The 18,152-nt window shown below is 69.7% G+C and carries 14 protein-coding genes and 2 tRNA genes; 4 read left to right on the forward strand and 12 right to left on the reverse strand.

Annotated features, from left to right (window positions below; genetic code table 11):
* Window positions 1-365 precede the first annotated feature (365 nt).
* From ndk to ACIRFL_RS40670, 4 genes are all read right to left on the reverse strand, one after another.
* Entirely contained in the window at window positions 366-779 is a 414-nt protein-coding gene (gene ndk / locus ACIRFL_RS40655; protein ID WP_404039789.1) for a nucleoside-diphosphate kinase, read from the reverse strand.
* A 64-nt stretch (window positions 780-843) separates the two neighbouring features.
* Window positions 844-1,209: a DUF4233 domain-containing protein gene (locus ACIRFL_RS40660; RefSeq protein WP_404039792.1), complete on the reverse strand. Its 366-nt coding sequence runs from the start codon at window positions 1,207-1,209 to the stop codon at window positions 844-846.
* Between the two features lie 7 nt (window positions 1,210-1,216).
* Window positions 1,217-2,731 (reverse strand): bifunctional folylpolyglutamate synthase/dihydrofolate synthase, encoded by a 1,515-nt coding sequence (locus tag ACIRFL_RS40665; protein WP_404039795.1) that lies wholly within the window; start codon window positions 2,729-2,731, stop codon window positions 1,217-1,219.
* Window positions 2,732-3,013: 282 nt separating this feature from the next.
* Entirely contained in the window at window positions 3,014-5,638 is a 2,625-nt protein-coding gene (locus ACIRFL_RS40670; protein ID WP_404039798.1) for a valine--tRNA ligase, read from the reverse strand.
* A 137-nt stretch (window positions 5,639-5,775) separates the two neighbouring features.
* On the opposite strand from ACIRFL_RS40670, the gene ACIRFL_RS40675 reads away from it, so the two are divergent.
* Window positions 5,776-6,768: a hypothetical protein gene (locus tag ACIRFL_RS40675; RefSeq protein WP_404039801.1), complete on the forward strand. Its 993-nt coding sequence runs from the start codon at window positions 5,776-5,778 to the stop codon at window positions 6,766-6,768.
* Between the two features lie 85 nt (window positions 6,769-6,853).
* Here the strand turns inward: ACIRFL_RS40675 and clpX are convergent, their stop codons facing one another.
* From clpX to ACIRFL_RS40700, 5 genes are all read right to left on the reverse strand, one after another.
* Window positions 6,854-8,140, reverse strand: coding sequence for an ATP-dependent Clp protease ATP-binding subunit ClpX (gene clpX, locus ACIRFL_RS40680; RefSeq protein WP_351730321.1), 1,287 nt, complete (start codon window positions 8,138-8,140; stop codon window positions 6,854-6,856).
* 200 nt (window positions 8,141-8,340) lie between these two features.
* Entirely contained in the window at window positions 8,341-9,006 is a 666-nt protein-coding gene (locus ACIRFL_RS40685; RefSeq protein ID WP_404039805.1) for an ATP-dependent Clp protease proteolytic subunit, read from the reverse strand.
* Between the two features lie 67 nt (window positions 9,007-9,073).
* Window positions 9,074-9,679 carry an ATP-dependent Clp protease proteolytic subunit gene (locus ACIRFL_RS40690; protein WP_388712272.1) on the reverse strand — a complete coding sequence of 202 codons (606 nt, stop codon included), beginning with the start codon at window positions 9,677-9,679 and terminating at the stop codon, window positions 9,074-9,076.
* Window positions 9,680-10,306: 627 nt separating this feature from the next.
* The gene (gene tig / locus ACIRFL_RS40695) at window positions 10,307-11,683 is read right to left on the reverse strand and encodes a trigger factor (RefSeq protein ID WP_404039808.1); all 1,377 of its coding nucleotides are present in this window, start codon (window positions 11,681-11,683) and stop codon (window positions 10,307-10,309) included.
* Window positions 11,684-11,862: 179 nt separating this feature from the next.
* A tRNA-Pro gene (locus ACIRFL_RS40700) sits at window positions 11,863-11,939 on the reverse strand.
* A gap of 163 nt (window positions 11,940-12,102) precedes the next feature.
* On the opposite strand from ACIRFL_RS40700, the gene ACIRFL_RS40705 reads away from it, so the two are divergent.
* Window positions 12,103-12,173 (forward strand) — tRNA-Gly (locus ACIRFL_RS40705).
* Window positions 12,174-12,882: 709 nt separating this feature from the next.
* Here the strand turns inward: ACIRFL_RS40705 and ACIRFL_RS40710 are convergent.
* Window positions 12,883-13,227: an RICIN domain-containing protein gene (locus ACIRFL_RS40710; RefSeq protein WP_404039811.1), complete on the reverse strand. Its 345-nt coding sequence runs from the start codon at window positions 13,225-13,227 to the stop codon at window positions 12,883-12,885.
* A gap of 242 nt (window positions 13,228-13,469) precedes the next feature.
* Window positions 13,470-13,664 carry a hypothetical protein gene (locus ACIRFL_RS40715; protein WP_404039814.1) on the reverse strand — a complete coding sequence of 65 codons (195 nt, stop codon included), beginning with the start codon at window positions 13,662-13,664 and terminating at the stop codon, window positions 13,470-13,472.
* Between the two features lie 449 nt (window positions 13,665-14,113).
* Here ACIRFL_RS40715 and ACIRFL_RS40720 point away from each other — a divergent pair, with 449 nt between their 5' ends.
* A complete protein-coding gene (locus tag ACIRFL_RS40720; protein WP_404039816.1) occupies window positions 14,114-15,277 on the forward strand; it encodes an acyltransferase family protein in 1,164 nt (387 codons plus the stop codon).
* Between the two features lie 136 nt (window positions 15,278-15,413).
* On the opposite strand, the gene ACIRFL_RS40725 is transcribed toward ACIRFL_RS40720, so the two are convergent.
* The gene (locus tag ACIRFL_RS40725) at window positions 15,414-16,592 is read right to left on the reverse strand and encodes a PP2C family protein-serine/threonine phosphatase (RefSeq protein ID WP_404039819.1); all 1,179 of its coding nucleotides are present in this window, start codon (window positions 16,590-16,592) and stop codon (window positions 15,414-15,416) included.
* Between the two features lie 162 nt (window positions 16,593-16,754).
* Between ACIRFL_RS40725 and ACIRFL_RS40730 the strand changes: the two genes are divergently transcribed.
* Window positions 16,755-18,011, forward strand: a complete 1,257-nt coding sequence (locus tag ACIRFL_RS40730; protein ID WP_404039822.1) for a GNAT family N-acetyltransferase — start codon at window positions 16,755-16,757, stop codon at window positions 18,009-18,011.
* The last annotated feature ends 141 nt before the right edge of the window (window positions 18,012-18,152 follow it).

Below are 18,152 nucleotides of genomic sequence, written 5' to 3' on the forward strand. Positions count from 1 at the left end.
GCGCCCCGGCTACGGGGGCGGCGGGGGCGAGATTCGGGTGCGGCGCCGTCGTGGCTGAGCACGCACGCCCCCTGCGGGGCGCTGAACCGGTCCGGGGTCGATCGGGCAGCGGGGCGGCGGGGGGCAAGTGCGGCGCCGTCTTGGCTGAGCGCGCAGTTCCCCGCGCCCCTTACGGGGCGCTGACCCTGCCCGGAGTCGATCGGGCAGCGGGGCGGCGGGGGGCGTGATTCCAGTGCGGCACCGTTGTGGCTTAGCGCGCAGTTCCCCGCGCCCCTTGCGAGGCGCCGGCCGGGGCCCGGATCGTTCGGTGCGGCGGCGTCGTGGCTTGGCGCGCCGTTCCCCGCGCCGCCCTGCGGGGTGCCGGGTCAGGGGTGGTTGGGGAAGAAGATTTTGATTTCTCGGTCTGCCGATTCCTCGGAGTCCGACGCGTGGATCAGGTTCTCGCGGACGATCACGCCGTAGTCGCCGCGGATCGAACCGGGCGCCGCGGCGATCGGGTCGGTCGGGCCCGCCAGGGCACGCAGCCCCTCGATCACCCGCTCGCCCTCGACGATCAGCGCCACCACGGGACCGGACGCCATGAACTCGACCAGCGGCTCGTAGAAGGGCTTGCCCTTGTGCTCGCCGTAGTGCTGCTCCAGCGTGTCCTGGTCAAGCGTGCGCAGCTCAAGCGCGGTGATCCGCCAGCCGGCCTTCCGTTCGATACGGCTGATGATCTCGCCGGTCAGGCCGCGCCGGACGGCGTCGGGCTTGAGGAGGACGAGGGTGCGCTGAGTCACGGGAGGGCTCCTTCGTGCGGACATGTGCGGTGGGACGAGGTTACAGGGCGTGTCCGGCACCTCATTACGCAGCGTCAGCTCCCGAGGCCCCGGCCCGCGCGGCCTGCGCCGCGAACCTCGCCTTCGCCTCGTCGATCTTCCGTCCGAAGTGCACGGACGCCCACCACAGCGCCGCGAACATCACGCCGAGGAAGAACATCGTCGGCACGACGAACCCGGAGGCGATCAGCGCGATCTGCAACGCCCAGCCGAGCGCCACGCCCCCGCGCCGGGTCACCGCACCGCACAGCAGCACGCACAGGAACATCGCGATCCCGCTGACCGTCCACACCGTCGACGTCGTCAGGTCCGGGTCCTTCATCGCGACCAGCCCGGCGAAGCCGATGATGAAGACCTCGCCGATCAAGGTCGATGAGCACAGCGTACGCATCGGATTCTCAGCCCTTTCCGAGCAGCAGTCGGGCCTCGCCCACGGTGATGACCGAGCCCGTGACCAGCACGCCGCCGCCCGCGAACTCGCCCTCTTCCTCGGCCAGGGTGATCGCGGCCTCCAGGGCGTCCGGCAGCCGGGGCTCCACCTGGACCCGCTCCTCCCCGAACACCTCCACGGCGATCGCCGCCAGCTCGTCCGCGTCCATCGCACGGTGACTGGAGTTCTGGGTGACGACGACCTCGGCGAAGATCGGCTCGAAGGCCTCCAGCAGCCCGCGTACGTTCTTGTCGCCGCTCGCGCCCACCACGCCGATCAGACGGCTGAAGTCGAAGGCCTCCGCGACCGCCTCGGCCGTGGCCCGCGCGCCCGCCGGGTTGTGCGCCGCGTCCAGGACGACGGTCGGCGAGCGCCGTACCACCTCCAGGCGGCCCGGCGAGGACACGGCCGCGAAGGCCCTGCGGACGGTGTCGAGGTCCAGCAACTCGGCGCGCTGAGCGCCGACGCCGAAGAACGCCTCCACCGCGGCCAGCGCCACGGCCGCGTTGTGCGCCTGGTAGGCGCCGTGCAGCGGGAGGTACACCTCCGGGTACTCGCCGCCGAGCCCGCGCAGCGTCAGCAGCTGGCCGCCGACCGCGACCTGCCGCGCCAGCACACCGAACTCCAGGCCCTCACGGGCCACCGTGGCGTCGACCTCCACGGCCTTCTTCAGCAGCACCTGCGCCGCGTCCACCGGCTGCTGCGCCATGATCACGGTCGCGCCCTGCTTGATGATCCCGGCCTTCTCGGCGGCGATCTCCGCGTGGGTGAGGCCGAGTCGGTCGGTGTGGTCCAGGTCGATGGGCGTGACCACGGCGACGTCCGCGTCGATCACGTTCGTCGCGTCCCAGCTGCCGCCCATGCCCACCTCTACGACAGCCACGTCGGCCGGCGCGTCCGCGAAGGCGGCGTACGCCATGCCGGTCAGCACCTCGAAGAAGGAGAGCCGGTACTCCTGCTGGGCATCGACCATCTCGACGTACGGCTTGATGTCCCGGTACGTCTCGATGAACCGCTCGGCGGAGATCGGGGCGCCGTCCAGGCTGATCCGCTCGGTGATCGACTGGACGTGCGGCGAGGTGTAGCGGCCGGTACGCAGCTCGAAGGCGCCGAGCAGGGCCTCGATCATGCGGGCCGTGGACGTCTTGCCGTTGGTGCCCGTGATGTGGATCGACGGGTACGCCCGCTGCGGCTCCCCCAGCACGTCGACGAGCGCCGCGATGCGGGTGACGGAGGGTTCCAGCTTGGTCTCGCCCCAGCGGGTGGCCAGCTCCGCCTCGACCTCGCGCAGGGCCTTGTCGACCTCGGGGTCGGTCGGCCGGGCGGGTGCGTCGGCCTGGGCCGGGCCGCCCTGTGTGCGCAGGGTGCGGCTGCCGGCCTCGATCACCGCGAGGTCGGGGTCGCGGGAGGTCTCGGCTTCGATGATCTCGTCGAAGCCGTCGAGGGGGCCGGGGTGGTCGTTCTCTTGCGGGGCGTCGCTCACGGGGTCAAGTCTACGGACGCGCTGCGCTGGCTTCGGCGGTTGGGGCGGTTGTGAGTGCGGGGTGCCTGCGGCGCCGGTACGGGGTGGCTGGGGAGCCCTTGTGAGTGCGGGTGCGTTGTGGCTTGTCGCGCAGTTCCCCGCGCCCCTATGGGGCGCGGCTGTGGCTCGGCTGTTGCCATGCACCTGCCGGTACGGGGCGGCGGGGCGACGTTTGTGGCTGCGGGTGCGTTGTGGCTTGTCGCGCAGTTCCCCGCGCCCCTGTGGGGCGCGGGGAATGGGGGGTTAGGCCGGGGGGAGGTTGGTTAGTTGGGATTGGATTCGGGTGATGTCCTCGTTGGCCTTGGTCAGGCGGGTGCGGATCTTTTCGATCACCTGGTCGGGGGCCTTGGCCAGGAACGCCTCGTTGCCCAGCTTGGCCTCGGCCTGCTGGCGTTCCTTCTCCGCGGCGGCCAGGTCCTTGGCGAGCCGCTTGCGCTCGGCGGCCACGTCGATCGTGCCGGACAGGTCCAGCGCGACCTCGGCGCCGGAGACCGGCAGGGTCGCCGTGGCCGTGAAGGAGTCGCCCTCCGGCTGGAGGCGCAGAAGCTGGCGGATGGCCGCCTCGTGGGGCGCCAGCGCCGTGCCGTCCAGGGTGAGGCGGGCCGGGACCCGCTGGCCCGGCTGGAGGCCCTGGTCGGCGCGGAACCGGCGGACCTCCGTGATCACGGACTGCAGGATCTCGATCTCCCGCTCCGCGTCCGCGTCCCGGAAGGCGCTGTCCGTGGGCCAGTCGGCGATGACGACCGACTCGCCGCCGGTGAGGGTCGTCCACAGGGTCTCGGTGACGAAGGGGACGACCGGGTGCAGCAGCCTGAGGGTGACGTCCAGGACCTCGCCGAGGACGCGCTTGCTGACCTCGGCCGGCTCGCCGCCCGCCTGGAAGGTGGTCTTGGACAGCTCGACGTACCAGTCGAAGACCTCGTCCCAGGCGAAGTGGAACAGCGCGTCGGAGAGCTTCGCGAACTGGAAGTCGTCGTAGTAGGCGTCGACTTCGGCGACGACCGAGTTCAGGCGGGAGAGGATCCAGCGGTCCGTCGCGGACATCCGCGACGCGTCCGGCAGCGGGCCCTCGACCGTGGCGCCGTTCATCAGCGCGAAACGGGTCGCGTTCCAGATCTTGTTGGCGAAGTTGCGCGAGCCCTGGACCCAGTCCTCGCCGATCGGCACGTCGACGCCGGGGTTGGCGCCGCGCGCCAGGGTGAAGCGGAGCGCGTCGGAGCCGTACTTGTCCATCCAGTCCAGCGGGTTGACCGCGTTGCCGAAGGACTTCGACATCTTCTTGCCGAACTGGTCGCGGACCATGCCGTGCAGGGCGATGGTGTGGAACGGCGGGGTGCCGTCCATCGCGTACAGGCCGAACATCATCATCCGGGCGACCCAGAAGAAGAGGATGTCGTAGCCGGTGACCAGGACCGAGTTCGGGTAGAACTTCGCGAGCGATTCGGTCTGTTCGGGCCAGCCCAGCGTGGAGAACGGCCACAGGCCGGAGGAGAACCAGGTGTCGAGGACGTCGGTGTCCTGCGTCCAGCCCTCACCGGTGGGCGGCTGCTCGTCGGGGCCGACGCAGACGACCTCGCCGTCCGGGCCGTACCAGACCGGGATGCGGTGACCCCACCACAGCTGCCGCGAGATGCACCAGTCGTGGAGGTTGTCGACCCAGTCGAAGTACCGCTTCTCCATCTCCTGCGGGTGGATGGTGACCTTGCCCTCGCGGACCGCGTCACCGGCGGCCTTCGCCAGCGGGGCGACCTTGACCCACCACTGCAGGGACAGGCGCGGCTCGATGGTGGTCTTGCAGCGCGAGCAGTGGCCGACGCTGTGGACGTACGGCCGCTTCTCGGCGACGATCCGGCCGTCGGCGCGCAGGGCGCCGACGATGGCGGAGCGGGCCTCAAGGCGGTCCAGGCCCTGGAAGGGTCCGGGGGCGGTGATGACGGCGTGCTCGTCCATCACGGTGATGGCGGGCAGGTCGTGCCGCTGGCCGATCTCGAAGTCGTTCGGGTCGTGGGCCGGGGTGACCTTGACGGCGCCGGTGCCGAACTCGGGATCGACGTGCTCGTCGGCGACGACGGGGATGGAGCGGTCGGTGAGCGGCAGCTTGATCAGCTTGCCGACCAGATGGCGGTAGCGCTCGTCGTCGGGGTGGACGGCGACCGCGGTGTCGCCGAGCATGGTCTCGGCCCGGGTCGTGGCGACGACGATGGTGTCGTCCCCGTCGCCGTACTTCATGGAGACCAGTTCGCCGTCGTCGTCCTGGTACTCGACCTCGATGTCGGAGATCGCGGTCAGGCACCTCGGACACCAGTTGATGATGCGCTCGGCGCGGTAGATCAGCTCGTCGTCGAAGAGCCGCTTGAAGATGGTCTGGACGGCCTGCGACAGGCCCTCGTCCATCGTGAAGCGCTCACGGGTCCAGGCGACGCCGTCGCCCAGGCGCCGCATCTGGCCGCTGATCTGCCCGCCGGACTCGGCCTTCCACTGCCAGACGCGCTCGACGAACGCCTCGCGGCCGAGGTCGTGCCGGGACTTGCCCTCCTTCGCCAGTTCCCGCTCGACGACGTTCTGGGTGGCGATGCCGGCGTGGTCCATGCCGGGCTGCCACAGCGTCTCGTGGCCCTGCATGCGCTTGCGGCGCGTGAGGGCGTCGATGAGGGTGTGCTCGAAGGCGTGCCCGAGGTGCAGGCTGCCGGTGACGTTCGGCGGCGGGATGACGATGGTGTACGGAGGCTTGTCGCTCTTCGCGTCGGCCTCGAAGTAACCACGCTCTACCCAGCGCTCGTACAGCGGCCCCTCTACATCGGCCGGCGCGTACTGGGTCGGCAGTTCGGTGTCGGGCGCTGGTGGCTGCTGCTGAGCGTTCTCGGTCACGGGGGTCAGTTTAGAGGTGTCACGACCCAGTCCCGAAACGCGTTCGTTCTGTAACGGTGCGACCCCCGATGCGGTGCGGTTCCTGTGGCTGCGCGAGGATGTCGGGAACGCATAAGCATCTGGAGGGGAACCCAGAAATGAGTCACAACCAGCCGGGCCCGTACGGCGGGCAGCCCCAGCAGCCCGGGCCGTACGGTCAGCCGGGCCCCTACGGCCAGCCGCCGCAGGCACCCCAGCCCGGCTACGGGTACCCCCAGCAGCCGCCCGTGCCGCAGCAGCAGCCGCCGGTGCCGCCGCAGCAGCCGCAGCCCGGTTACGGCTACCCCGGGCAGACCCCTCCGGCCCAGCCCGGCTACGGCTATCCGCAGCAGGGCGGGGTTCCCCCGCAGAACCCGTACGGCCAGCAGCCCTACGGACAGCAGCCGTACGGCGCCCCGCAGCCCCCGGCCGCCGGCGGCGGCAAGAAGAAGACAGGCCTGGTCATCGGCGCGGTGGCCGTGGTGGCGGCCATCGCGGTCGGCGCCTACTTCGTGCTCGGCGGGGGCGGCGGCAGCGGCTCGGACATCGCCGACGACGGCCCGCACAAGCTGACCACTCCGGACACGGTGCTCACCGAGTACAAGAAGTCCGACAGCGACAGCGACAGCATGTCGAAGAGCGACCTGAAGGACGCCGAGTCGTGGGGCGTCAAGGACGCCAAGGACGTCAGCGCCTCCTACACGGTGGAGGACAAGAGCAACCCGCTGGGCGGCAAGGTCATCTCGTTCGGTGGCGTCTACGGTTCGATCGACGACCCGGAGCGGGCCGTGGACGGACTCTTCGCGGCCATGCAGAAGGAGTCCAAGGACGAGAACGTCACCTTCGAGGGAAGTCCCAAGGAGTACCAGCCCAGTTCGCTGGAGGGCGCGATCCTCAAGTGCCAGGGCGCGAGCATCGACAACTCCGCCAATGCCTCGTCGGGCATGGCGAAGAAGATGAACGTGACGTACTGCGTGTGGGGCGACCACAGCACCGTCGGCTTCGTGATGCCCATGGAGTACTCGGACATCGCCGCAGGCAAGGCCACCGACCCGGCGGCAGCGGCCGAGACGACGGCCAAGTTCCGCAAGGAAGTGCGCGTCAAGATCTGACGCCGCCGCCTCCCCCGCCACCCGGCACACGAAAGCCCCGGTCCTTCGCGGCCGGGGCTTCGCGCTGAGTGGGCTCGGACTTGATCTACGCCGTCTTCTGCTCGCCCGGGCCGCGACCGCGGGCGTCGCGCGGGATCAGGGTCGGGTTGACGTTCGACAGGACGACGTCGGCCGTGATGACGACACGGGCCACGTCCTTGCGGGACGGCACCTCGTACATCACCGCCTGAAGGACCTCCTCCATGATGGCGCGCAGGCCACGGGCGCCGGTCTGCCGCAGGATCGCCTGGTCGGCGATGGCCTCCAGCGCCTCACGCTCGAAGTCCAGTTCCACACCGTCGAGTTCGAACAGCCGCTGGTACTGCTTCACCAGGGCGTTACGCGGCTCGACGAGGATCTGCAGCAGCGCCTTGCGGTCGAGGTTGTGGACCGAGGTGATCACCGGGAGACGGCCGATGAACTCGGGGATCATGCCGAACTTGACCAGGTCCTCCGGCATGACGTCCTCGAAGACGTCCTTGGACTCCAGCTCGCGCTTGGAGCGGATCGTCGCGCCGAAACCGATGCCCTTGGCGCCGGCCCGGGCCTCGATGATCTTCTCCAGGCCGGCGAAGGCGCCGCCCACGATGAACAGCACGTTCGTCGTGTCGATCTGGATGAACTCCTGGTGCGGATGCTTGCGGCCGCCCTGCGGCGGCACCGAGGCGGTGGTGCCCTCCAGGATCTTCAGCAGGGCCTGCTGGACGCCCTCACCCGAGACGTCACGGGTGATCGAGGGGTTTTCACTCTTCCGCGCGACCTTGTCGATCTCATCGATGTAGATGATCCCGGTCTCGGCCTTCTTGACGTCGTAGTCCGCCGCCTGGATCAGCTTGAGCAGGATGTTCTCGACGTCCTCGCCGACGTAGCCCGCCTCCGTCAGCGCCGTGGCGTCGGCGATCGCGAAGGGGACGTTCAGCATGCGCGCGAGGGTCTGCGCGAGCAGGGTCTTGCCGGAGCCCGTGGGGCCCAGCAGAAGGATGTTGGACTTCGCCAACTCGATGGCGTCGTCACGGCCCTGAGCGCCGCCGTTCTCGCCCGCCTGGACCCGTTTGTAGTGGTTGTACACCGCGACGGACAGGGCCTTCTTCGCGGCCTCCTGGCCGACCACATAGCCCTCAAGGAACTCATAGATCTCGCGGGGCTTCGGCAGTTCCTCCCAGCGCACCTCGCTGGTCTCCGCCAGCTCCTCCTCGATGATCTCGTTGCAGAGGTCGATGCACTCGTCGCAGATGTACACACCGGGCCCTGCGATGAGCTTCTTGACCTGCTTCTGGCTCTTGCCGCAGAACGAGCACTTGAGCAGATCGCCGCCGTCACCGATGCGTGCCACGGTGTGCTTCCCCTTCGCCTGGGAGCCGCCTGGACGTCACAGGCCCAACGACTCCTGGTGCTGCCTTATGTCCGACGGTACCTTGCCGAGCCCCCCGTTCGGGCCCCCCTTGGCACGGTTCACTTTGACGTGCACCGCGCCAAGGGCGGCGAAGGAGGTCCCCTTCGCGCTCGACGCACGGGGGAGACCCGCACTCCGCGTCAGCGGACGCTCTCGTTGTTCATCTTGCGGGTGGAGATGATCTGGTCCACCAGGCCGTACTGGAGTGCTTCCTCCGCCGTGAGGATCTTGTCGCGCTCGATGTCCTCGCGCACCTTCTCGATCGGCTGGTTGGAGTGCTTGGCCAGCATCTCCTCCAGCTGCGAACGCATCCGCGTGAACTCGTTCGCGATGATCTCCAGGTCGGAGAGCTGACCGCGGCCGGTGCTGCCGGCGGGCTGGTGGATCAGCACGCGCGAGTTCGGCAGCGCCATGCGCTTGCCCGGCGTACCCGCGGCGAGCAGGATGGCGGCCGCGGAGGCGGCCTGGCCCATGCACACCGTCTGGATGTCGGGCTTCACGAACTGCATCGTGTCGTAGATCGCCGTCAGGGCGGTCATGTCGCCACCGGGGCTGTTGATGTAGATCGAGATGTCCCGGTCCGGGTCCATCGACTCCAGGCACAGCAGCTGCGCCATGACGTCGTTGGCGGAGGCGTCGTCGATCTGGACGCCGAGGAAGATCACGCGCTCCTCGAAGAGCTTCGCGTACGGGTCGTACTCGCGGATGCCCTGGGAGGTGCGCTCCACGAAGCGCGGGATGACATAGCGGCTGTCGGGCCGGGGCCCGTCGTACTGGCCGCTGGCGGCGCCGGGGAAGTTGTTCATGAGGTTCACCGTCCTGGTGGCGTTCTGGGGGCTGGAGACTCGGCGGTGCGGGGCGTGGCCGGGCCGGTCAGGCACCGGTGCCGCCGCCTCCCGGAACACCGGAGGCATGCGTGATGATCTCGTCGATGAGACCGTACTCCTTCGCTTCCTCCGGGGTGAACCAGCGGTCGCGGTCACCGTCGCGGATGATCGTCTCCACGGTCTGGCCGGAGTGCAGCGCGGTCAGCTCGGACATGCGCTTCTTGGTGCGCATCAGGTACTCGGCCTGGATCTTGATGTCCGAGACCGTGCCGCCGAGACCCGCGGAGCCCTGGTGCATCATGATGTCGGCGTGGGGCAGCGCGAAGCGCTTGCCGGCGGCACCGCCGGTCAGCAGGAACTGGCCCATCGACGCCGCCATGCCCATGGCGATCGTGACCACGTCGTTCGGGATGTACTGCATGGTGTCGTAGATCGCCATGCCGGCCGTCACCGAACCGCCGGGGCTGTTGATGTAGAGGTAGACGTCCTTCGTCGGATCGGCGGCGAGGAGCAGCAACTGCGCGGTGATCTTGTTCGCGATGTCGTCGTCGACCTGCTGGCCGAGGAAGATGATCCGCTCGCCGAGCAGCCGGTTGTAGACCTGGTCGCCGAGGCCGCCACCGATGGAAGGCTCGCCGGCGGCGGAGGGCATCAGATTCGTCACGTATCCACCTGCTCGTCTTACGACGGCGCCGGGCCGTCTCACGTGTTCCTGCGTAATCCTGCGTAATCCTGCCGGGGGCTTCGGGGGACTTCCCTGCCCTCGTATTCATGGACCCTAACGCGCGGGTCCCTTCGGGGAATCCCGTGGACGGGGGTGTTCGCCTCGGGCGTAGCGGGTGGCTCCGCCGGTTTGGCCGTGTCTTCTCGCCGCTGTGGATCGGTGGGGGGTGTGTGCGGGTGCGTGGGGGCTGGGCGCGCAGTTCCCCGCGCCCCTGGGGTGGGCTGCCGCTGAGGGGGTTGCTGGGGGACGGGAGGGGGGTGCGCCCGTGGGGGGCGGTGGTGGGGCTGTGCGGGTGCGTTGTGGCTGGGCGCGCAGTTCCCCGCGCCCCTGAGGTGGGGAGCCGCTGAGGAGGCTCCAAGGTTGCCGGGAGCGGGGTGCGCGCCGTGGGGGGCGGTGGTGGGGCTGTGCGGGTGCGTTGTGGCTGGGCGCGCAGTTCCCCGCGCCCCTGAGGTGGGCTGCCGCTGAGGGGGCTCCAAAAAAGGGGGCTTCCCGAGGTTGCTGGGGGACGGGCGGGGCCCCTGGGGGGTCCCAGGGGCCCTGTGGGGTTTGGCGGGGTCAGGACTTGGGGGTTTCCTCGGTGGGGGCGGACTGCTCCGTGGTGGGCTCGTCCTCGTCCTCGTCCTCGTCGTCCAGGTCGACGATCTCGCCGTTGGTGTCCTTCACCGTGGCGGCCTCGACCACGACGGCCAGTGCCTTGCCGCGGGCGACCTCGCCGACCAGCAGCGGCACCTGGCCGCCCTCGACGACGGCCTGGGCGAACTGGTCGGGGGACATGCCGGAGGACGCCGCACGCCGCATGAGGTGCTCGGTCAGCTCCTCCTGGTTGACGTTGAGCTTCTCCGACTTGACCAGCTCATCGAGCACGAACTGGGTCTTGATGCCCTTGACCGCGGCCTCATGGGTCTCGGTCTCGAACTCCTCGGCGGTCTTGCCCTGGAGCTCCAGGTACTTGTCGAGGCTGAGACCCATCTGGGGGAGCTGGTGGTGCTCCAGGTTGTGCTTGCGGGTGTTGATCTCGTCTTCGAGCAGCTTCTCGGGAACCGGGACCTCGACCAGCTCGAGCAGCTTGTCCAGCACCCGCTCCTGGGCCTGCGTGGCCTGGTCGTACTGCTTCATGTTCGCCAGGCGCTTGTGGCTGTCGGCCCGCAGCTCCTCCAGGGTGTCGAACTCGGAGGCGAGCTGCGCGAAGTCGTCGTCCAGCGCGGGCAGTTCCCGGGCGGCGACCTGGGTGACCTTGACGGTGACCTCGGCCGGCCGGCCCGCCGCGGAACCGCCCTTCAGCTCCGAGGTGAAGGTGGCCTCGCCGCCGGCCTGAAGGCCCGTGACGGCCTCGTCGATGCCGTCCAGCAGCTCACCCGAGCCGATGGTGTAGGAGACGCCCTCCGCGACGCCGTCCTCCAGGACCTCGCCGTCGACCTTGGCCTCCAGGTCGATGGTGACGACGTCGCCGTCCTCGGCGGCACGCTCGACCGGCGTGGTGGACGCGAAGCGCTCACGCAGCTGCTCGACCGACTTGTCGATGTCCTCGTCGGTGACCTCGATGGCGTCGACCTCGACCTCGATGCCGGAGTAGTCCGGGATCTCGAGGGCCGGGCGGATGTCGACCTCGGCGGTGAAGTTCAGCGTCTCGCCGTCCTTCAGCTCCGTGATGTCGACCTCGGGCTGGCCCAGCGGGTTCAGCTCGGCCTCGTTGACCGCGTCCGTGTAGAACTTCGGGAGCGCGTCGTTGACGGCCTCCTCCAGCACGGCGCCACGGCCGAACCGCTGGTCGATGACGCGGGCCGGGATCTTGCCCTTACGGAAGCCCTTCACCGTGACCTGCTGGTTGATCTTCTTGTACGCCGCGTCGAGGCTGTCCTTGAGCTCCTCGAAGGGCACCTCGACAGTGAGCCGAACCCGGGTCGGGTTCAGGGTCTCCACGGCGCTCTTCACGGTTCGGTCTCCTTGTGGCTGACTTCTTGGGTTCTGCCGGAGCCAGACAGGTCCGGCGGATTTCGCCGCCCGGAGGAGTTCGTAGGCCGAGTGGGCCGGGACACACGGGCGCGCAGCTTGCATAGTAACCGCAGCCGGTCAGCGCCCCAAAAGGCGATCACGAGTCGCCACTCGGTCGGTGGTCGGGGTGGCGGGATTTGAACCCACGGCCTTCCGCTCCCAAAGCGGACGCGCTACCAAGCTGCGCCACACCCCGTCTGGTGCGACACGTAGGGTACATGCCCGGACCGGATGCGTCCGCAGGTTTACCGGCCGTCTCCGCCGCGGCATACCCGCAGCCCAACACGTTGGCCTACGAGGTCCGCGACCCGCTACGATGCCTCCTGTGCCGCGGTCGCCCGATCAGCAGCACACCATGTGCGGGCGTAGCTCAATGGTAGAGCCCTAGTCTTCCAAACTAGCTACGCGGGTTCGATTCCCGTCGCCCGCTCTTTGTGGCCGAGGCCCAGGTGAGAGGCGGTTTCCCTCTTCCTGGGCCTCAGCTCGCTCCGGGGCCTGACGGGTGGGGAGAGAGATGCGCGGGGTGGGGACAGCCGCGGCCGTGTTCGTGGCGACCGTGGTGCTGGCGGCTTGCGGCGGCGAAGATCGCTCGGGCGCGGCAGCGGAGGGCGGGGGCAGTTCCACCGTGCTGGCGGACCAGGGCACCCTGACTCCTGACGCGGTGCGGGAGGACATCCGGGCGGCCGTCGCCGCCGGTGGCTTCGCGCCACCGCGCTTCGTCGCCGCGCAGGAGCTGCTCAGTTCCTGCGAGGCGGGTGCCGTCGTGCGGGTCGGCACCAAGCCGGATCCGGAGGCCGTCGCCAAGGTCGTCGCCGGGCTGGAGAGCCGCGGCTGGCGTGAGGAGAGGCGGCGCTTCGCCACCACCAAGGCTTGGGGGCTGGCGAAGAGGGGGTGGGCGCTGAGCTTCGTCGCCGGAAGGGTCTCGGAGAAGGCCGTCGCCTTCGGCCCGGCGGTCGAGCCGAACCGTTCGAGGGGCTGGTGTTCCGAGGCTGGGGCACGTGCGGCTCCCCTTCCGCCACCGAGTCGCCCTGATCTTCGGCGGGCCGCCGCACGGTTCGATTCCCGCCGCCCGCCCTGTGTGGCTCAGGGCCAGGTCGGAGGATTGCCCTCGGCCTGGCCCCGAGTGTTTTCCGCAGGGGTCAGCCGATGTAGTCCCAGCGCTGCTCCGCGGAGCCGAGGCAGCCGTAGATGATCACCTTGATGCCGTCGGCGGTGCCGCCGCCCGCGAGCGAGAGGCACTTGCCGCTCTTGAGGTTGCGCAGCTCACCGGAGCCGCTGTAGTTGACCCAGTACTGTTCGTGGCCGTCGTTGCAGTCCCAGATGATCGCCTGTGTGCCGTCGGCCGTGCCGCCGCTGCCTGCCAGCGACAGACACCGTCCGCTCTTGTGTTCTCCAGCCTGGAGTAGATGTCCGTCGCGCTCGCCGAGGGCGCGGCGAGCGCCAGGCCCGCCACCGCCGGACGGATGCTGCCCCGCCGCCTCCACGACCGTGCCCCCGGTCGCCGATCCACGGGGGCCGACCAGGCGATCTTGAACCCTCGAACGCGCGCACACCCATGCCGCTTTCGGCCCTTCGGTCCTGAACAACCGAAGAACACCGCCGATCCGTCCGCACCCCCGACCCAGGAGGAACCCCTGGCCGGTTTACGCCCGGGAAGAGGGAATGGCCGGGCGCGAGGGCACCCCTCGGCCGTCTCGGGGTGCTCTGGCGGAAAACAGCCCCTTGATCAGAAGCTGATCGAGTTGATCGTGTCGGCTATCGAGTTGAGGAAGCGCTGGATGGACGGGGCCATGCCGGTCGAGGCCAGGAAGAAGCCGAAGAGTATGGCCACGATGGCGGGACCGGCCTTGATGTTCCCCCCTCGGATCAACACCACCAGGATGATCGCCAACAGCAGCACCACGGACAGTGAAATGGCCACACTGATCACACCCTCGGTCGGTCCGCTCTCCCGGCCCGGGGATGCTGCCCCGCACCCCCGCCAGAACCATCGTGCCACCAACAGGGCCGGGCTATGCGACGCGTGACGCATCGTCGGCCACGCGCGCGCCCCGCGATGCGGCCCGCACAGCAATTCGAGGGTGCACCCGCACGGGCCTCAACCGGTAATTCCAGAAGCCCGTTTCACGGCCCACACATCGCGTTCGCAGGTAATTCGAATTGGCGCCGCCCATCGACATGGAGACGGTCCTATGCACCAATGAGTCCGGATGAATCGGTACATTGAGGGCGATCTACTGCCGTCGATGTGCTCATCATCACGCGTCCGGGAGGGGAGAGTTCGGCGAATACGCGGGTACCCGAAGCCGTTAAACAGGAAACCGCAGGGGAGTTTTACGAAAACCCACGGACAACGCTAGGGTGCCTCAGATGTTTGATGCCGCCTCGTCCCCCGGCCAGAACCGAAGGTCCCTCCCGCCGGCGCAGTCGCCGCGGGACGCAGTACCCGACGCACGCACCCCGCAGGCGAGACCGGGCAAGCAGCGCGACGCCTTCTTCGACAACGCCAAGTACCTCGCGATCGTCCTCGTCGCCGTCGGGCACGCCTGGGAGCCGCTGAAGGGCGACAGCCGGGCGCTCCAGGGCGCGTACATGGTCGTGTACGCCTTCCACATGCCGGCGTTCATCATCATCTCCGGCTACTTCTCACGCAGTTTCGACATGCGGCCGGACCGGCTCAAGCGGCTGCTGACCGGCGTCGCCCTGCCGTACATCGTCTTCGAGACGGCGTACCCGCTCTTCAAGCGGTACGTCGACCACTCCCCCGACCAGGAGATCAGCCTGCTGGATCCCTGGTACCTCACCTGGTTCCTGTGCGCGCTGTTCATCTGGCGGCTGACGACGCCGATCTGGAAGGCGATCCGCCGGCCGCTGCCCGTGGCGTTCGCCATCGCGATGCTGGCGACCGTCTCGCCGAGCATCGGCGACGACCTCGATCTCCAGCGCGTCCTGCAGTTCCTGCCGTACTTCGTGCTCGGGCTGTGCATGAAGCCGGAGCACTTCCAGCTGGTGCGCCGCCGCTCGGTACGGATCGCCGCGGTGCCGGTGTTCGCGGCGGCGCTCGCCTTCGGCTGGTGGGCGGTGCCGCGGATGAACGCCGCGTGGTTCTACCACCGGGACTCGGCGCAGGAGCTGGGCGTGCCGTGGTGGTGCGGGCCGCTGATGGTGCTCGCCATGTTCGGCTGCTCGCTGCTGCTGACCGCCTGCTTCTTCGCGTTGGTGCCGGGCCGCAGGACGTGGTTCACCGCGCTGGGTGCGGGGACGTTGTACGGCTATCTGCTGCACGGTTTCGTGGTGAAGTTCGCCGACTACCAGGGCTGGATGGACCACGGCTGGTTGCACCGGCCGGCCGGGGAGGTTCTGGTGAGTGTGCTTGCGGGGGGTGCGGTTACGTTGCTCTGCACTCGGCCCGTGCAGCGGGTGTTCCGCTTCGTGGTGGAGCCGCGGATGGACTGGGCGTTTCGGGGGGAGTCGGCGGGGGCCATGCGGGAGGGTGGGGCGCGGGAGCGGGGGCGGGACAAGGTCCCTGTTTAGTCGTGCGCGTCAGCGTTGGCGGGGGTGCGGGGTGCTTGGCGGGTGCGGGTGCGTTGTGGTTGGTCGCGCCCGCGCGGCGGAGCCGCATATCGATACAGCCCCGCGCCCCTATCGGGGCGTTGCAGCTCGGGCAGGGTCAGTGGTGTAACGGGGCTGTGGGGCCCTCTCGGCAGATCAGGAGTAGGGCTCGGTCGTCGTTGACGTCCTTGGCCACCGCTTCGATGAGGTGCCAGGCCGCGCCGTGGAAGCCGCCGGCCACATAGCGGTCGGCCTCGCCGGTGAGCCGGTCCATGCCCTCCACGATGTCCCGGTCCGAGGTCTCCACCAGACCGTCCGTGAACAGCATCAACACGTCCCCCCGGCGGAGCGAGCCCTTCACGGGGTCGAACTGGGCGCCGTCGTACACACCGAGCAGCGGCCCCTCGGCGGCCTTCTCCTCCCAGCGCCCGCTGCCCGCGCTCAGCTGCAGCCCCGGCGGATGACCCGCCGAGTACAGCTCGTAGTCGCCGGAGTCGAGGTCCAGGACCAGGTGGATCGAGGTGGCGAAGCCCTCGTCCCAGTCCTGGCGGAGCAGATAGCCGTTGGCGGCCGGCAGGAAGGCGTGCGGGGGCAGCGAGCCCAGCAGGCCCCCGAACGCGCCGGACAGCAGCAGCGCCCGCGACCCCGCGTCCATGCCCTTGCCGGACACGTCCGTGAGGACGACCTCCAGCGTGCGCCCGCCGTTCGTGCGGGCCGCGACGACGAAGTCGCCGGAGAAGGACTGGCCGCCGGCGGGCCGCAGCGCCATCTCCCGGTGCCAGCCCTGCGGCAGCTTCGGCAGCTTGCTCTGCACGCGGATCCGCTCACGCAGGTCGAACAGCATCGTGCCGCCGCGCCGCCAGGGCACCCCGACCCGGCTGCGGAACTGGGCGGTGAGCAGCCCGAAGAAGCCGCAGGCCGCGACCACGAGGACCACGCCGGGCGTGACCCGGGAGGGGCCCTCGGTGTACGGGCCGAGCCGGACCGACTCCACGATCAGCGCCGTGGCCGCCGCCGCGTACAGCCCGAGCAGGCTCGCCGGGCGCAGCAGCAGCCCGCCCGCGACGATCGGGAGCACCAGGGCGCCCGGGGCGAACCACACCGAGTTGGCGAGGGTCATGGCCGCGAGCACCGGGACGGTCAGCAGCAGGCCGGCCAGCGCGATCCAGTCGGAGCCGTCGCCGCGGAAGTAGTCAACGGCGCTTCGGCGCAGGCCGACGCGTGCCCGGTGCCACTGCATCCGCCACCGGGCCGTGAAGGTCTCGGCCTTCCCGCGCCGCTCTCGTCCTGCTGCCATCAGTTCGGGACCCTATCCATCGGACCGGCCCCATGGCACGGGAGGTCCCACTTGTCCCCCGTCCGAGGCCCAACTTCACAGTGAACTTCATGGAACGCCGTCCCGCTGCCGCCTGGGGGAAATTCATTCGCTCCTCCCGCAATGCGCTGATACGCATGGTGTATGGCGACTGACCTTGCACAGGACGACTGCGGGATCGAGCTGCGGGCGGTGCGGCGCGACGAGCTGGACGAGTGGTACGACAACCTGGTCCGGGCCTTCGGCGGCGTGCCCGAAGCGGCCGAGGAGCGTCAGCTGTACCTGGAGCTGATCGAGCCGGAGCGCACCATCGGCGCGCGGGACGGTGACGCGTGGGTGGGGACGGCCGGGGCGTTCGACTTCCGGCTGACCGTGCCCGGCGGGGCGCCGGTGCGGGCCGCGGGCGTCACCATGGTCAGCGTGGCCGCCACCCACCGGCGGCGCGGGGTGCTCACGTCGATGATGCGGCGCCAGCTGGACGACGTACGGTCCTGGGGCTGGCCGCTTGCGGTGCTGACGGCGTCGGAGCCGGCCATCTACGGACGGTTCGGGTACGGCGCGGCGACGTTCCAGGCCCACGCGGAGATCGACACCGGCCGGGTGCGGCTCGCGGTGCCGCCCGGCACCGACGACGTACGGCTGAGGTACGCCGCGCCGGCCGACGTGCTCGACGCGTGCGAGGCGCTGTACGCCCGGCAGGTGCCGCTGCGCCCCGGGATGGTGGCGCGGCTGCCGAAGTGGGAGCGGGTCGCGCTGCTCGACCCGGAGAGCGAGCGCAACGGTGCGTCGCCGTTGCAGTGCGTCGTGGCCGAGCGGGACGGGGAACTGGTCGGTTACGCGCGGTTCCGGGTCAGGCCGGACTGGGACCATGCCGGTGCCAAGGGCACGGTGGTGCTGGAGGACCTGGAGGCGGTGGACCCGGCGGCGCGGGCGGCGGTGTGGCGGTTCCTGTTCGACATCGATCTGACCTCGACGCTGCTGGCGCGGGGGCGGCCGGTGGACGAGGGGTGGCAGCACCTGGTGTCGGACATCCGGCGCTGCCAGGTGCGGCTGCGGGACTCGCTGTATGTACGGCTGGTGGATCTGGGGGCGGCGCTGGAGGCGCGGACGTATCAGGCGCCGGTGGACGTGGTGTTCTCGGTCGAGGACGCCTTCTGCCCCTGGAACGCGGGGCGTTGGCGGCTGACCGGGGACGCGAAGGGAGCGTCGTGCTCGCGCACCGAGGAGCCGGCCGAGCTGGCGCTGTCCGTGCGGGAGTTGGGGGCCGCGTATCTGGGTGGCGTGCCGCTCACGTCGCTGGCGGCGGCCGGCCGGGTACAGGAACTGCGCCAGGGCGCCCTGACAGAGGCATCAGTCGCCTTCGCCTCCCCCACAGCCCCCTGGCTTCCCCACGGCTTCTAAACCCCACCCCAACGACCGGCCCCCCGAGCCACGACCCCACCTAGGGGCAATGCCGGTGACTTAAGTGGCTGTGGCTCGTTGTCCTTCGTATGGCGAGGGTGGGGCAGGTCAAGGCGCCTGCGGGTGAGCGGTTGTCGGACC

The organism is Streptomyces sp. NPDC102462, from assembly GCF_044765425.1.
Classification (GTDB): Bacteria; Actinomycetota; Actinomycetes; order Streptomycetales; family Streptomycetaceae; genus Streptomyces.

Excerpts from the sequence above, each read along its gene's own strand:
- ACIRFL_RS40730 (WP_404039822.1), top strand. The coding sequence starts at position 16,755 with ATGGCGACTGACCTTGCACAGGACGACTGCGGGATCGAGCTGCGGGCG.
- ACIRFL_RS40720 (WP_404039816.1), top strand. The coding sequence starts at position 14,114 with ATGTTTGATGCCGCCTCGTCCCCCGGCCAGAACCGAAGGTCCCTCCCG.
- ACIRFL_RS40675 (WP_404039801.1), top strand. The coding sequence starts at position 5,776 with ATGAGTCACAACCAGCCGGGCCCGTACGGCGGGCAGCCCCAGCAGCCC.
- ACIRFL_RS40690 (WP_388712272.1), bottom strand. The coding sequence starts at position 9,679 with ATGCCCTCCGCCGCCGGCGAGCCTTCCATCGGTGGCGGCCTCGGCGAC.
- ACIRFL_RS40725 (WP_404039819.1), bottom strand. The coding sequence starts at position 16,592 with ATGGCAGCAGGACGAGAGCGGCGCGGGAAGGCCGAGACCTTCACGGCC.
- ACIRFL_RS40685 (WP_404039805.1), bottom strand. The coding sequence starts at position 9,006 with ATGAACAACTTCCCCGGCGCCGCCAGCGGCCAGTACGACGGGCCCCGG.
- ACIRFL_RS40660 (WP_404039792.1), bottom strand. The coding sequence starts at position 1,209 with ATGCGTACGCTGTGCTCATCGACCTTGATCGGCGAGGTCTTCATCATC.